At 61.7% G+C, this 14,316-nt stretch carries 13 protein-coding genes; 7 read left to right on the top strand and 6 right to left on the bottom strand.

The annotated features are described in order from the left end of the window. The first annotated feature begins 3 nt into the window (after positions 1-3). The 3 genes from NWI_RS05135 (at position 4) to NWI_RS05125 (ending at position 6,095) form a co-directional block, all read left to right on the top strand. Positions 4-1,500, top strand: a complete 1,497-nt coding sequence (locus tag NWI_RS05135) for a sigma-54-dependent transcriptional regulator (RefSeq protein WP_011314293.1) — start codon at positions 4-6, stop codon at positions 1,498-1,500. Between the two features lie 292 nt (positions 1,501-1,792). Further along, complete coding sequence (locus NWI_RS05130) at positions 1,793-4,228, top strand: L,D-transpeptidase family protein (protein ID WP_011314292.1); 2,436 nt, start codon at positions 1,793-1,795, stop codon at positions 4,226-4,228. A gap of 277 nt (positions 4,229-4,505) precedes the next feature. Beyond that, on the top strand, positions 4,506-6,095 hold the full coding sequence (locus NWI_RS05125) for a DUF882 domain-containing protein (RefSeq protein ID WP_011314291.1): 1,590 nt from the start codon (positions 4,506-4,508) through the stop codon (positions 6,093-6,095). 298 nt (positions 6,096-6,393) lie between these two features. On the opposite strand, the gene NWI_RS05120 is transcribed toward NWI_RS05125, so the two are convergent. Together NWI_RS05120 and NWI_RS05115 are read right to left on the bottom strand one after the other, a co-directional pair. After that, the gene (locus NWI_RS05120) at positions 6,394-6,663 is read right to left on the bottom strand and encodes a DUF2312 domain-containing protein (protein WP_011314290.1); all 270 of its coding nucleotides are present in this window, start codon (positions 6,661-6,663) and stop codon (positions 6,394-6,396) included. Between the two features lie 172 nt (positions 6,664-6,835). Further along, the gene (locus NWI_RS05115; RefSeq protein WP_011314289.1) at positions 6,836-7,138 is read right to left on the bottom strand and encodes a DUF1244 domain-containing protein; all 303 of its coding nucleotides are present in this window, start codon (positions 7,136-7,138) and stop codon (positions 6,836-6,838) included. Positions 7,139-7,320: 182 nt separating this feature from the next. On the opposite strand from NWI_RS05115, the gene NWI_RS05110 reads away from it, so the two are divergent. The 3 genes from NWI_RS05110 to NWI_RS17870 all read left to right on the top strand — a co-directional run bounded on the left by NWI_RS05110 (position 7,321) and on the right by NWI_RS17870 (position 9,860). Continuing rightward, positions 7,321-7,905, top strand: coding sequence for a DUF1036 domain-containing protein (locus NWI_RS05110; RefSeq protein WP_011314288.1), 585 nt, complete (start codon positions 7,321-7,323; stop codon positions 7,903-7,905). Next, the gene (gene pyk / locus NWI_RS05105; protein WP_011314287.1) at positions 7,902-9,338 is read left to right on the top strand and encodes a pyruvate kinase; all 1,437 of its coding nucleotides are present in this window, start codon (positions 7,902-7,904) and stop codon (positions 9,336-9,338) included. Before NWI_RS05110 ends, pyk begins: the two co-directional genes overlap by 4 nt. 360 nt (positions 9,339-9,698) lie before the next feature. Beyond that, a complete protein-coding gene (locus NWI_RS17870) occupies positions 9,699-9,860 on the top strand; it encodes a hypothetical protein (RefSeq protein WP_187148015.1) in 162 nt (53 codons plus the stop codon). A gap of 271 nt (positions 9,861-10,131) precedes the next feature. On the opposite strand, the gene NWI_RS05100 is transcribed toward NWI_RS17870, so the two are convergent. After that, the gene (locus tag NWI_RS05100; protein ID WP_011314285.1) at positions 10,132-10,797 is read right to left on the bottom strand and encodes a tetratricopeptide repeat protein; all 666 of its coding nucleotides are present in this window, start codon (positions 10,795-10,797) and stop codon (positions 10,132-10,134) included. 330 nt (positions 10,798-11,127) lie between these two features. After that, on the bottom strand, positions 11,128-11,253 hold the full coding sequence (gene ykgO, locus NWI_RS16750) for a type B 50S ribosomal protein L36 (protein WP_011314284.1): 126 nt from the start codon (positions 11,251-11,253) through the stop codon (positions 11,128-11,130). Between the two features lie 337 nt (positions 11,254-11,590). Between ykgO and NWI_RS05095 the strand changes: the two genes are divergently transcribed. Continuing rightward, positions 11,591-12,805 carry an EAL domain-containing response regulator gene (locus NWI_RS05095; protein WP_011314283.1) on the top strand — a complete coding sequence of 405 codons (1,215 nt, stop codon included), beginning with the start codon at positions 11,591-11,593 and terminating at the stop codon, positions 12,803-12,805. Positions 12,806-12,835: 30 nt separating this feature from the next. Here the strand turns inward: NWI_RS05095 and NWI_RS05090 are convergent, their stop codons facing one another. Both NWI_RS05090 and NWI_RS05085 read right to left on the bottom strand, forming a co-directional pair. Next, entirely contained in the window at positions 12,836-13,120 is a 285-nt protein-coding gene (locus NWI_RS05090) for a hypothetical protein (protein WP_011314282.1), read from the bottom strand. Between the two features lie 209 nt (positions 13,121-13,329). Continuing rightward, on the bottom strand, positions 13,330-14,244 hold the full coding sequence (locus tag NWI_RS05085) for a LysR family transcriptional regulator (protein WP_011314281.1): 915 nt from the start codon (positions 14,242-14,244) through the stop codon (positions 13,330-13,332). Positions 14,245-14,316 lie beyond the last annotated feature (72 nt).

Here is a 14,316-nt window from a genome sequence, read left to right as displayed (position 1 = left end):
GCCATGACTGCCACCATTTTGATCGCCGACGATGACGCGGTGCAGCGTCGTCTCGTCGAGAACATGGTGCGGCGGTGCGGCTATGAAACCATCGTCGTCGAAAGCGGCGACGCTGCCGTCGCCGCGATGACGGCAGGCGACGGTCCGGTGATCGATGCCGTTGTCCTCGACCTCGTGATGCCCGGCCTCGACGGCATGGGCGTGCTGGCGGAAATCCGCGAGGCAGGCCTCAGCATCCCCGTCATTGTCCAGACCGCGCATGGGGGCATCGACAATGTGGTCTCGGCCATGCGCGCCGGGGCCCATGACTTCGTGGTCAAGCCGGTCGGCATCGAGCGTCTCCAGGTCAGCCTGCGCAACGCGCTCAACGCCAGCGCGCTCAAGAACGAATTGCAGCGGGTGCGCCACAGCCGCGAAGGCCGCCTCACCTTCGGCGACATCATCACCCGCAGCGAGGCCATGGCCGACGTGATGAAGGCGGCGAAAAAGGCGGCGGGATCTTCCATCCCGGTGCTGATCGAAGGCGAGTCCGGTGTCGGCAAGGAGCTGTTCGCGCGCGCCATTCACGGCACAAGCGATCGCAGCGCCAAGCCGTTTGTCACCGTCAATTGCGGCGCGATCCCCGACAACCTGGTCGAATCGATCCTGTTCGGTCACGAGAAAGGATCGTTCACCGGCGCGACCGACCGCCACGCCGGCAAGTTCGTGGATGCTTCCGGCGGCACGCTGTTTCTGGATGAAGTGAGCGAGTTGCCGCTCGCCACGCAAGTCAAGCTATTGCGCGCGCTGCAGGAAGGCGCTGTCGAAGCGGTCGGCGGCCACAAGCCGGTCAAGGTGGACGTCCGCATCATCTCGGCCACCAATCGCCGCCTGCTCGATCGCGTCAAGGCCGGATTGTTCAGGGAAGATCTGTTCTACCGCCTGCACGTGCTGCCGCTGACCATTCCGCCGCTTCGAAAACGCCGCGAGGATATCCCGAACCTGCTCCGGCACTTTCTGGCGCGCTTCTGCGCTGAGGAAAACCGGTTGATCAAGGGCATCAGCGGCGAGGCGATGACCGCCCTGTCGCAACTCGACTGGCCAGGCAACATCCGTCAGCTCGAAAACGCTGTTTACCGCGCTGTCGTCATGAGCGAGGACCCACAACTTGGCCTCCCGGATTTTCCTTCAATCGCTCAGCAGACCGCAGCCACCACCCACGCGGAAACGCACGCCCCGGCAAGTGAACCGCTGATCATGGAATCGATCGCGCAGCAAACAGCATCGCAGGCTATACCCGGTAATGAAATACCCCTTGCGCCTGCGCCAGATGCGGGCAGCCTGCCATTGTTCGCGCAGGACGGCGAGGTCCGCCCGCTCGATGAGCTGGAAGCCGACATCATTCGCTTCGCCGTCTCGCATTATCGCGGACAGATGTCCGAAGTCGCGCGCCGATTGAAAATCGGACGATCCACACTCTACCGCAAGCTCGATGACATCGCCGCGAAGGAGGAACAGTAACAGCCTCGATTGCGTTCGAAACGCATCACGCGAGTGTGCGGGCGTGAAAATGAACCGTTGCGGCGCAGTGACAGACCAACGGAAAACGCGCGTCAGAACAACGCTTCGCGTTGCCAACGGCGTGTTTTGAGGTCAGTTTGTCGTGAGTGGCCCCTTGCGGCGCTGGCTGCCCGAATCAGGCGCGCGTATAGCATTCGTGCGTGGAGGCCGAATCAGAAGCCTCGGCGGACGCCGGATAGAAATTTACCAGAGAATTGTTCCGTGGGGACAGTTTCACCCGAGGGGTGCGAGAATGCGAGACGACCCGACTAGCCGGACAGGATTCGATCGGATTCTGACGGTGCTTGCAGCCACCTTTCTGGCGGTTTCCACCTCTGCCGCATTTGCTCAAGCGGATACCGTGAAGAAAAGCGCCTCGGAACTCGCAATCGACGCAGCAATTCCATCGCCGGAGCCCGCCAACGTTCCGCCACCCACCGCGGCCGATTTCAAGGCGGAGGGTCAGCAGCCCGCTGCGCAGGTCGTTGGCGAATCGAAGCCGGACCAGCAGAAGGCCGACAACGGCGAAACTGATTCCAGCGTATCCGATCCAAAGCCTGCGGATACAACGGCCGTGGACACGAAGCCCGCCGGCGCGGCCGCATCGAACTCCGATACGCCTTCGTACGCACCGACGCCGCCAGACGAAACAGCCTCTTCCGATGCGGAGCCATCGGGCGTCGAGCCCGAGCCAGGCTCAAACGCAGGAACCGCCGAAACGAAGCCTGCCAAGCCGAAAATCACTGACGCCAAGTCGGACACTGAGGTGGGGTCGAAGGAGACCGGATCGAAGGATGTCACGGCGGCTTCGCCGGACGGCATCAAGACAGGCCAAGAAACGGACCAGGAGACAGGCAAGGCAACCGAAGCAACAAAGGACGCGACGGCAACAATCCGTCCCGATGTGACGCCTCGCCCGGAGGCTGGCGCCGCGGCAAACTCCGAACAGCCCGGCGAACCCGTCAAGACCGTAATCAACGTCCCTCCTGCGGATCAACCGACGGCCGAAAAGCTGCATGGACTGCTCGATGCCAATGCAACGAAGTTGTTTTCCCGGAAGGCTGAGCGGGCGGCGGTTGAAAAATTCTATACCGCGCGGAGCTACGCGCCGCTCTGGACGGAAGGCGGCACGCTGAACACGCAGGCTCAGGGCGTGATCGCGCGCCTCAGGGACGCCGCGGCCGATGGCCTCAATCCCTCCGATTACCCTGTACCGGATTTTGCGGCGGCCTCATCGCCGGAGCAGCTTGCGGAAGCTGATCTGAAGCTGACCGCGAGCATGATGGACTATGCACGCCAGGCGCAGAGCGGCCGGATGCATTGGACCCAGGTCAGCGCGGATATCCAGTATCCCGAGCACCCTGTCGATCCAGAGCAGGTTCTGACGAACGTCACCACCGCCAAGGATTCCTCCGCAGCGCTCGACAGCTACAATCCGCCGCATAAGCTTTTCCAGGCGCTGAAGCGGAAGCTCGCCGAATTGCGCAAGGATTCGGAAGGGCCTGTCATCGAAATCGCGGAAGGTCCAGGTCTGGTGTTCCGCAAGAATGCCGTGATCGAGGATCCGCGCGTACCCCAGATTCGCGCAAGACTGGGCGTGACACAAAATCCTGACGACACCCGTTTCGATGCCGACGTCGCCGCCGCCGTACGGGAATTCCAGGCTCGCCATCATCTCAAGCCCGACGGCATCCTGGGCAACAACACCATCCGCGCTCTAAACGGTCCGAAGAAGGATCACACGATCGACACCATCATCGCCAACATGGAACGCTGGCGCTGGCTGCCGCGCGAGCTTGGCGCTCCGTCGCTGGGCGACGCCTATGCCATCCTGAACATTCCGGATTATTCGCTCAAGGTGATGCAGCATGGCGCGCCGATCTGGAGCACCCGCGTCGTCGTGGGCAAGCCGGGTCTCCATGCGACGCCGCTGCTGACGGAAACGATGAAGTACATCACCGTCAATCCGACCTGGAACGTGCCTCCCTCGATCATCTACAAGGAATACCTTCCCGCCCTGCAACAGGATCCGACCGTGCTGTCACGCATGGGCCTCAAGCTGGAGCGCGACCGCAACGGCGGCATCCACATTTCGCAGCCGCCGGGCGAACGTAACGCGCTGGGCCGCATCCGCTTCAATTTTCCGAACAAGTTTCTGGTGTACCAGCACGACACGCCGGACAAACACCTGTTTGCGAAGGAGAAGCGCGCCTTCAGCCACGGCTGCATGCGGGTTCAGAACCCGGACCAGTACGCCGCCACATTGCTCAACATCGTTCTTCCGCAGGAGCATTATACGCCTGAGAAAGTCCGGAGCATGTATGGCCGGAACGAGTTCAACATCAATTTCCCGACTCCGTTTCCGGTGCACATCACCTATCAAACCGCGTTTGTGGATCAGGCCGGTAAATTGCAGCTTCGCGGGGACGTCTACGGCCGCGACGCCAAGATGCTGACTCTCCTCCGAAACTCCAATGGGCGCGATCTTGAAACGGTTGTCGCTCATGCCCAGCCGAACTATTCCCGCCCCCGAGGCAATATTCCGCAGCAGGGGATGGCCTTCAATGAAAACCGCGGGTTTGGAGGCGGTTTCGACAACGGCGGCCCATCGTTTTTCGAGCGGCTGTTCGGTGTCCAGACCCCGCCTCCGCAGTATGACGACCGCCGCCGGCCGATATACAGGCGCTAACCCGCCTTTCGGCGGACTGTCGAAAAGTCGATTGTTTTAATGAAAACAAGGGCTTCATCACAGGATGAAGTCCTTTTTTCGTTAACCATCATCCACCCCCCTCAACGGCATGGCTCTTTTCTGCCACAGTCGGCGGGCTAATTACCGTTCCAGGCGGGCAAGGTTAACGTAAATCGGTGTTAACCCTGCTGCCCTACGACTTGGCTTTACGCCCTTTCACTGGGGTCTGTTGTGTGGAAGGGCCTTCCGACTTGTTCGTCTTCCGGGTGGGCTCATAGTGCTTGCTGGTTTTGCACGCGGCTTGAAATCGTTGTCGATTTCACGGACCGGTTCTCGCATCGGCCTGTCGTCGCTTCTTCTGCTCGCGGGCGCGGGATCGGTGCATAATGCCGCCGCGCTGAACGAAACGCGCACCCTGTCCTTTCATCATACCCATTCCAGCGAGAACCTCACCGTCACCTTCAAGCGCAACGGCCGCTACGACGAAGGCGCGCTGAAACAGCTCAATCATTTTCTCCGCGACTGGCGCAGCCAGGAGCAGACCACCATGGATCGTCATCTCTTCGACATCCTCTGGGAGGTCTATCGCGACGTCGACGGAAGGCAGCCGATCAACATCATCTCCGCCTACCGCTCTCCCGCCACCAACGCCATGCTTCGCCGCAGGTCCAAGAACAGCGGCGTGGCGCGATTCAGCCAGCACACGCTCGGCCACGCGATGGACTTCTATATTCCCGGCGTGCAGCTCGAAAAAATCCGCTTCGCTGGACTTCGCCTCCAGCGCGGCGGCGTCGGCTTCTATCCCAAATCGGGCTCGCCATTCGTCCATCTCGATACCGGACATGTGCGGCACTGGCCGCGCATGACCCACGATCAGTTGGCGCGCGTCTTCCCGGACGGCCGCACCGTGCACATTCCCTCGGACGGCAACCCGCTGGCGGGCTATCAGGTGGCGATGGCCGACATCGAGAAGCGCCGCCGCCACGCGGGTGAGGAAGGAACCGCAAGCAGCAAGCCGTCGAACTTCCTGCTGGCGCTATTCCGCGGCAAGTCGGCCGATGAGGATGACGAGTCTGACGGCGCGCCGGCTGCTCGGCCGGATCAAGCACCCGCACCCGCGCCCGCTGCTACCTCGGCAGATGCGGTGCCGCTGCCGCGGGCGAAGCCGGGGGCTTTCAGGCTGGCCGCCGCCGACGTGCGCCCCGCCCCGACGCCGCTTTCCGCGAGACAGGCGGAGGGGAGCAAACCTCAGACCCCCGCCGACATCATCAATTCCCGCGGTTTCTGGGACGATATCCCGCCGGCCCCGAACCAGGCCACGCAGAAGCAGATCGCGGCGGCCGTCAGCGCACGGCGGGCGGTCGCCTCGGCAGCCGACCGACACACCGCGACCGGCAGCATTTCTGATCCCTTGCAGGCGCTGGCCTATGCGCCGGAGAAGGACGTCCGGCGCGCGCGAATCTTCGCGGCGACAGCATCGATCCCGCCCGTCCGGCCGGCGCCCCTCCCCGCGCGCAACCCGATGGCGGTGGACGGTGTGACCACGGTCGTCGCCAAAAGCGCTCAGGGCCGAAAGTCCACGGTGTCGATCTCGCGCCGTTTGGCGCCAGCGGCCTCACGCGACAGCACTGCCTGGATGCGTGCGATGATCCTTTCCCCGAGCGCCAGCCGCACAATGCTGGCGACGGTCATGGGCGAACAGGACATGACCCTGATGCAGGCTTATTTCACCAAGCCGGACCGGACGATCGCCATGGCTTTCTCCGGCGATCCGCAAATGGGCATGGTCTGCGATCGATTTACCGGATCGGCCGTCGCCCGGTTGACGACGACCGCGCTCGCGGTGCAGGCAGCCTCGCTGCGGTAGTCGCCTTTCCGCTTCTGATGAATCAGAAGCGAAGCTCTATGATCTTATTTGGGACGCGTTTTCTTCGCGAGAACAGAGGTCCACCCTCACCGTAAAATGCTCTGATCGCCCCAACCGAAAAAGCCTGGAGTCTGGGTTCAATTCCCTTGAACCAGACTCGCCGCTTATCTTCTTTGTTTGAGCGTGATCTTTTTCCGAACACCGGTTTCCACTTTGCGCCGGCGCGGCGCTTCGGGTCGGTATCATGCTCAGGGTGTTTGATTCCGGGCTTTGATGGATGCAAAGCCGCGCCCGCGCCTCACAGCATTCCGAGCGCGTGCATATAGGTTTCCAGAATCGTTTCCTGCTCCTGACGCTCGTTGGCGTCCTGCTTGCGCATCCGCACGATCGTTCGCAACGCCTTGACGTCATACCCGTTGCCCTTGGCCTCGGCGTAGACATCACGAATATCATCGGAAATGGTCTTCTTCTCTTCTTCCAGCCGCTCGATACGCTCGATGATGGCCCTGAGCTGATCCTTCGCGAAACTGGTCACGGGCTCTTCCTTGGCGGCGACGGCGGTGACCATCCTGCTACTCCTGAATATGAATGATGACGGATATGAAAGATGACGTTGGGAATGTAGCTCGGACGCGCTCGCCGCCTGTCACATTTTGAAGGCCGACACTCCCGAGCGGCGCGCCCGGCGTCAAGGCGGCATCGCGCTCATCCACAGCGGCCCACAGACCGCGGGCGCGAAATCAGTGACCGCCCGCGTTCTTCTTCATCGCCGCGAGTTGCTCCGGCGTCGCCTCGCTCTGATGTTTCGCCTTCCAGGCCTCATAAGTCATGCCGTACACCGCTTCGCGGCTTTCGTCCTTAGTCATGCCGGCGCCTTGTTCGTCAGCGGCCTCCTTGAGCCAGTTCGAGAGGCAGTTGCGGCAGAAGCCCGCCAGGTTCATGAGCTCGATGTTCTGGACATCGCTCCGGGACTGCAGATGCCTGACCAGCCGACGGAATACCGCAGCTTCCAGTTCGGTTCGTGTTCTGTCATCAATCGTCATGGACTGATCTCGCCATCGCCTGTCGGAGGTTGAGTTGGAGCGTGTCACGGATTTTACCACATCGCAGGGCAAATAGCAGTTCACAGGCCGGAAAATGAGCACCTTGACGTGAAAAGCCGGCTCCAGCCGTTGACAGGCGCGGCGGGTCACGCGAAATCACGCGAAACGATTTGCCCGGCTAAATGACCAAACCAGACCACCTCCTCTTTCTCACCCTCTCGCGCCGCGCGAGCATCGCGGGCTTCTTGCCTGCCCTCGGCCTCGTTGTCGTCTGCCTGTGGTCCGCGCCCGCTGCCGCGGACTTCCGGCTCTGCAACAATACTTCCAGCCGCGTCGGCATCGCCCTTGGCTACAAGAGCGCGGACGGCTGGACCACCGAGGGCTGGTGGAATATCTCATCGCATGCCTGCGAGACCTTGCTGCGAGGCACGCTCATCGCACGTTATTATTATATTTATGCTCTAGATTACGACCATGGCGGCGAATGGTCGGGACAGGCTTTCATGTGTTCACGCGATAAAGAATTCACAATCAAAGGCACCGAGAATTGTCTCGCGCGGGGCTTCGATCGCACCGGCTTCTTTGAGATCGATACCGGCGACCAGCGCGCATGGACCGTGCAGCTGACGGAGTCCGGCGAACATGGACCGCAGCGCGTACCCGGAATGCCCGGGCAAGATGGAATTCCGGGCGGGTCCGATTCCACGGGCGGAACGCCTCCCGGGTCTGGTCTGACGCCAGACGCGTTGCCCGGGCGCAAGCCATGAGACGTCTGCGCCGCATCAAGATACTCGCCACCCTCGGGCCCGCCTCATCCGACAGCACGATGGTGCGCCGCCTGTTCGAGGCTGGCGCGGACGTTTTCCGCATCAACATGAGCCATACCTCGCATGACAAGATGCGCGAACTGGTAGCGACGATTCGCAACGTCGAAGCCAGCTATGGTCGTCCGATCGGGATTCTTGTCGACCTTCAGGGTCCAAAGCTCCGTCTCGGCTCATTCGCCGATGGTCCTGTCCAGTTGAGCAACGGCGAGACCTTCGTTCTGGATTCCGACAACACTCCCGGCGACAAAACCCGGGTTCACCTGCCGCATCCCGAAATCCTGGCGGCGCTGCGTCCCGGTCACACCCTGCTGCTCGATGACGGCAAGGTGCGGCTGATCGCCGAGGAAACCTCGCCCGAGCGCACCGTGACGCGCGTCGTCGTCGGCGGCAGGATGTCCGACCGCAAGGGAGTGAGCCTGCCCGATACCGATTTGCCGGTATCGGCGATGACCCCCAAGGATCGCTCCGATCTCGATGCCGCGCTGGAAACCGGCGTTGACTGGATTGCGTTGTCCTTCGTGCAGCGAGCGGACGATGTCGCCGAAGCCAAGAAGGTGATCCGCGGCCGAGCATCGGTGATGGCCAAGATCGAAAAGCCGCAAGCGATCGACCGGCTGCCCGAAATCATCGAAATGGCCGACGCCCTGATGGTCGCGCGCGGCGACCTCGGCGTCGAATTGCCCCTCGAGCAGGTACCCAGCCTGCAAAAGCAGATGACGCGCATGGCGCGGCGTGCCGGCAAGCCCGTGGTGATCGCGACGCAAATGCTGGAATCCATGATCCTGTCGCCGGTGCCGACCCGCGCCGAGGTCTCCGACGTCGCCACCGCGGTTTACGAAGGCGCGGACGCCATCATGCTTTCCGCCGAATCGGCGGCTGGAAAATATCCGGTGGAAGCCATCTCGACCATGAACCGAATCGGCGAAGAGGTGGAGCGCGACCCGATCTATCGCGGCGTGCTCAACGCGCAGCGTGCCGAGCCGGAGCCTACCGTCGGCGACGCCATCGCCGACGCCGCCCGGCAGATCGCAGAGACGCTCGATCTCTCCGCGATCATATGCTGGACCAGTTCAGGCTCGACAGCGCTGCGCATGGCGCGCGAGCGCCCGAAGCCGCCGGTGGTCGCCATCACCCCTAACCTCGCGACGGGACGCAAGCTGGCCGTGGCGTGGGGTGTCCATTGCGTGGTGGCGGAAGACGCCCATGACCAGGACGACATGGTCGACCGTGCCGGCTCCATCGCTTTCCGCGACGGATTTGCCAAGGCAGGCGAGCGCATCATCATCGTGGCCGGCGTACCGCTCGGCACGCCAGGCGCGACGAACATGGTGCGCATCGCTTTCGTCGGCCCGAACGGCGAAACGGGGGTTTAGAAGCTCTTCGCTTTGTATGGGAATCAGAACGCGAGGTCCTGGATTGTTGCTCTGACGCGTTTTCTTCCACGCGAACAGCTCATCCACTCCGCCGGACGATGTTTCACGGTCTGATCCAACTGCGTTGAATCAGACCCCAAGCTTAATTTTCTGATCGAGCATGATCTTATCCGAGAACCGGTTTCCACTTCTCGGGACCATGCTCTTTCTGCCCGGGTGTCGATCGATCAGGGTCGAGACGGCATGCTTCAAACCCGTCCACCCACTTATCCTCGTTATCCACGGGCGCTGCAAATCGTCCTGCAGACATTGTTCACGTTCGTAGGAGAAAGTGAGGCGACTTCAACGGGAGTATCTCAGATGAGTTTTGAAGCTGGCGAAGCCGTCATAGATGAGATCGTAGCGTCATGCGACGGCGACCTTCGCGGCGCGCTGATGGCGCTCCTGATGGTCAACGAACGGCTGGAGAATGAGTTGCAACGGCTTTATGCGGCAGTACGCGACGGCAATACGCTGCATTAGCGTTTTCGAGCGAAGTGGACACCGGTTCGCGTGAAGAAAACGCGTCAGACAACAATTTGGAGCGTTTTCGAGCGAAGCATGTCCTCGGGCGTGAGCCCTAAGGATGGATACCGGTTCGCGTGAAGAAACGCGTCAAAACAACAAGCCGGAGGTCCGGCTTCTGATTCAATCAAAAGCGATAATGCCTTGGATCAGGATGACCTTGAATCGAAATGACCGAGGATCGTGAACGTGAACGCGCGGCCGTTGCGGATTACTCTCTCATCGTCGGTCAGATATCGCGGCCTTCGACTTTTTCAGTCAGGGTTTTGACCAGCTCCCGCACTCTCTCGAGATGGGGATTGACCGCGAGCGCCTTGCGGAAAGCGTCAAGCGCGCGCTTGTCATCGCCAAGCTCCTGCATGATCACGCCGAGACCCGCCAGCGCTCCAAAGTGGCGCGGCTCGCGGATCAGCACCTGCTCGATATCCTCTAGCGAACGCTGATAGTCGTTGCGCACATAGTGCAAAGTCGCGCGCCGGCTCCATCCCTCGATGTATTCGGGACGCAGCTTCAAAACCGCATCAAGCAGTTTGAGCGCGACGTCGCTTTGTTTGGCGTCCGTCGCTGTCTTCACGCGTTGCATCAAAAGCGAGATCGTGTCGCTTGAGGTTTGGCTCCAAAGCGTCAGGATCCGCGACTCGACATGCCTCGCACTCGCCTCATCCGGCGCGGCCTTGAGGGCGCCGAACAGGAAATCGAGACCGCGACCCCTCTCTTTCGGACTTCTCGGCAGCGTCCGTGGCGGATCGCTGGGCTGGGTGGCCTCAGGCGGCGTAGCCTGCGGAGGGCTGCGCGATGACGACTGCGCGGACACGAGAGTTGGCGCCAGAGTCCCAGCGAGGACGAACAGCATTGGCAGACAAAGCCGCCCGGCCGAGGAGGTTGTCGGTTGCATTCAGAAGCTCCGGACATCATGCGAGCTTCCGGAGCTTACACGACAGCGGCTCTCCGTTCCACGAATCGATCCCGCCCGGCGTCAATCCGACAGGACCTGGAGCCTTTTCGCTTCCGATAAAATCAGAAGCGAGGCTCTATGATCTTTTGACGCGTTTCCCTCGCGCGATCAGATAATCCATCATCCTCGGGTCAAGCCCGAGGACATGCTTTGCTCGAAAACGCTACAAACACAACAAACCCCGGCAAAGCCGGGGCGCATCAAGAAGCATATTATAGCGGATTACAGGAGAGCGGGTTACAGGCGATCGCCCCGAACCGACGCGCGGAATCAGCCCTGGCGAGCCTTGAAACGGCGCTGGGTCTTGTTGATCACATAAACCCGGCCCTTACGACGAACCAGACGGTTATCGCGATGCCGAGAGCGTAGAGATTTCAATGAGTTACGGACTTTCATGGGGACGTTCCTGATCTTTCAAAGCCCGTGTTACGAAAGGCCGAACAGCAAAACGCAGGGCTCGCGGAGAACCGCGCCAGACGCGCGGTTTCTAGGCTATCCCGGCCCCGACTGTCAATCCAAACGGGCCTGAATTTCCGGCCATGTCCGGGCATATCGATCTCAGCCTCACCCGCCCTTAGGACAGGTTCCGCATGATTCAATTTTAAATAGGTTTATCAAGGTTAACGATGCGCCGACATTCTCCGGTGCACGAGTGGAGCATTACGAAAACCGACCCTGATGGAGCCATAAGAAGGGGTTCACGTTGGTATTTCGCCCAGCGAGGACTCAAAGCATGACCGACACAGCCAGGCAGGACGATCGAATCGCGGAAACGCCTTTCGGCAAGCGAAGGGTGAAGCCCCGCGCCTGCATCGTTGAAAGCAAGCATCACGTTCGGTCCATGCTCAGCGAAGCACTCGAGGAACAGGGTTTCATTCCTCTCGCCTGCGCCACGCTGGAGGACCTTGATGCGTCTTTGCGTTCCGATTTTCCCGACATCATTGTCATCAGCTTCTCGATGAACGGCCTGTCGGTTCCCGGCATCCTGAACCTGCTCGCGACGCGGATCTGCGCCGCGAAAGTGCTGCTGATCGGACCGCCGGATGCGCCCGCCGTCAAGGCAGCGCGGCAACTCGGGGAAAATCTCGCGCTCGACTTGCTGCCGGTGCTATCGACGCCCTTCAGCGACAGGGATCTGCGCGCACGCGTCGCCGCCCTGGTGCCGGCCGAGCCGCCATCCCCCCCGGTCGATGTGGCCGAGGCGCTCGGCGCCGGCTGGCTCGAACTCTGGTATCAACCGAAGATCAACGCGCGAAGCCTTTCGCTGAGCGGCGCTGAAGCGCTGATCCGGATGCGTCATCCGAACTGGGGGATCGTGCCGCCGGCGCGCTTCATTCCCGATGAGGGCGATCCTCATTTCCGCGCCCTGTCGGACTTCGTCATCGGCCGGGTTTTTCAGGACTGGCGCTACCTCGTCGCCAAATCGGGCAGCATCCATATCTCCATCAATCTCCCCCTCGCCTTCTTCACCGACACCAATGCCGTCGACGACCTGCGGATGCAGTTCCCGAATCATCCCGCGTTCGACGGCTTGACCGTGGAAGTCGACGGCAGCGAAGTCGTGCAGAACCTGTCGCTCGCGGTCGAGGCTGCGCACCGGCTGCGCTTTCACAATATCGGCCTGTCGATCGATGATGTGGGCACCGAATGGCCGACACTGGCCGCGCTGAAAGATTTTCCATTCGCCGAGATCAAGCTCGACCGCAAATTCGTGGACGGCAGTTCTTCCGCGCGGCTCAAGCGCTCCGTCTGCCGCCAGATCGTCGACCTCGCCAAAAGCCATGGCGTCAAGACAGTGGCCGAAGGCGTCGAGACCCGCGACGATTTCCTGGCGATGCATGGCATCGGCGTCGACTTCATCCAGGGGTTCCTGTTCGGCAAGCCGATGACCACCCGGAAATTCGCACACAGCAGCCGTCAACGTCCGACCTTCGCAGCCGATGCCTGAAAGCGGCATCTGTCCCGCTCGGCCAATGACTTACCGGTGACTTCCGGTTGCCTTCGCCACGACATCATCGCCGCCCGCATCGGCATTGGCCTCGAACACCGCGCGGCACGGCCCGCCGAGCCGAGGCTGGTTCTTCCGCAGGCAGGCGACGATACGGCCGACGTCCGGAATCTCGCTGCGGCACAGCCTGAAAACATCCGGCGTGCAGGCCATCCGTTGGGCGAACGTCCCGCGATATTCTTCCGCATAGGCGGTGGAGACGATGCAGGCCCCCGCCAGAATTCCGGAAAACAGGACAACTCCGTGCCTGAGCATGTGCCACCTCGTCCCAATGCGCTCGGGTCAAGCCCGAGGACATGCTTCGCTTGAAAACGCTATGGCACCTCCTCAAACCATTGGGGCGGCAGCAAGGTTCGTTTCAGGCCATACAATGAGGGTTTGTGTGGCTTTTCGCGGCGGGCCCGCCCCTCGTCCGGTCCCACCCGCACCCCGCATACGCTGCGCTATGTCGCGCGAAGAAACTCTCATCCTCCGCGCCGCCCTTGATGCGCGAGTTGATGGGCGAGGTAATCGATCAGCACCTCGATGCGCGCCGGTCGCGGTCCGCCCGGCGGCATCACCAGATGAACCGCGCCTTCCACCTGTTTCCAACCCTTCAGGAGAACCTCGACCTGTTTCGCGGCGATGGCGTCGCCGATGATGAATTCCGGCAGGTCCGCTATCCCAAGTCCGGCGATGATGGCGGGCAGCAGCGCCTCGCCGTTATTGACGCGCAGTCGGCCCGATGGCCGCACGGCAGCCTGTTCGCCGCGCGCATTGACGTAACGCCATACGCCCGGCGTCGACAGATAAGCGTAGCCCAGGCAACTGTGCTGGGCGAGATGCATCGGGTGCGTCGGCCTGCCGTGCGCCTTGAGATAGGCCGGCGACGCAACGGTATGACGCGGCATCGGGCAGAGCCGCCGCGCCAGCAATGACGAATCCGGCAGGCTGGCAATCCGCACGCCTACGTCAAACCCCTCGCCGATCAGATCGACCATCGCGTCGCTGAAATGAAGATCCACCGACACCTCGGGATACATCGCGAGGAAGCCGGGCAGTAGCGGCGCGATCACGTTGACACCGAACGTCATGGGAACCGCAAGCCGCACCAGGCCGCGCGGCACCGTCGATCGCGCCAGCGCCTCGTTCTCGGCCGCCTCGCCGTCCGCGAGCAGACGCGCGGCGCGTTCCGACAGGTTCTTGCCCGCATCCGTCAGCGCCAGGCGGCGCGATGTTCTGTTGAAGAGACGGGCGCCGAGCCGGTCCTCTAGCCGGCTGACGGCTTTGGAAACCGTTGCTTTCGACAGGCCCAGATCAGCCGCCGCGCCGGCGAAGGAGCGCAGCTCGACAACCTTGGCGAAGATCGCCAGCGCCTCGAAATCCGGAAGCTTCGCCATTCCCTGTCCCGCAATTGGTAATATTTAGAAACAATGCGTTTCGATAGTTTCTATTTATACACATACTCGAAA

This window comes from Nitrobacter winogradskyi Nb-255 (assembly GCF_000012725.1).
Taxonomy (GTDB): domain Bacteria; phylum Pseudomonadota; class Alphaproteobacteria; order Rhizobiales; family Xanthobacteraceae; genus Nitrobacter; species Nitrobacter winogradskyi.
The sequence above is the reverse complement of the archived record's forward strand: the minus strand, read 5'-3'. Positions and strand labels throughout refer to the sequence as shown.

Bases quoted from the DNA above. Each gene is read 5' to 3' on its own strand.
- NWI_RS05095 (WP_011314283.1), top strand. From the start codon at position 11,591: ATGACCGACACAGCCAGGCAGGACGATCGAATCGCGGAAACGCCTTTC.
- NWI_RS17870 (WP_187148015.1), top strand. From the start codon at position 9,699: ATGAGTTTTGAAGCTGGCGAAGCCGTCATAGATGAGATCGTAGCGTCA.
- ykgO (WP_011314284.1), bottom strand. From the start codon at position 11,253: ATGAAAGTCCGTAACTCATTGAAATCTCTACGCTCTCGGCATCGCGAT.
- NWI_RS05130 (WP_011314292.1), top strand. From the start codon at position 1,793: ATGCGAGACGACCCGACTAGCCGGACAGGATTCGATCGGATTCTGACG.
- NWI_RS05085 (WP_011314281.1), bottom strand. From the start codon at position 14,244: ATGGCGAAGCTTCCGGATTTCGAGGCGCTGGCGATCTTCGCCAAGGTT.
- NWI_RS05090 (WP_011314282.1), bottom strand. From the start codon at position 13,120: ATGCTCAGGCACGGAGTTGTCCTGTTTTCCGGAATTCTGGCGGGGGCC.
- NWI_RS05120 (WP_011314290.1), bottom strand. From the start codon at position 6,663: ATGGTCACCGCCGTCGCCGCCAAGGAAGAGCCCGTGACCAGTTTCGCG.
- NWI_RS05135 (WP_011314293.1), top strand. From the start codon at position 4: ATGACTGCCACCATTTTGATCGCCGACGATGACGCGGTGCAGCGTCGT.
- NWI_RS05100 (WP_011314285.1), bottom strand. From the start codon at position 10,797: ATGCAACCGACAACCTCCTCGGCCGGGCGGCTTTGTCTGCCAATGCTG.
- NWI_RS05115 (WP_011314289.1), bottom strand. From the start codon at position 7,138: ATGACGATTGATGACAGAACACGAACCGAACTGGAAGCTGCGGTATTC.
- pyk (WP_011314287.1), top strand. From the start codon at position 7,902: ATGAGACGTCTGCGCCGCATCAAGATACTCGCCACCCTCGGGCCCGCC.
- NWI_RS05110 (WP_011314288.1), top strand. From the start codon at position 7,321: ATGACCAAACCAGACCACCTCCTCTTTCTCACCCTCTCGCGCCGCGCG.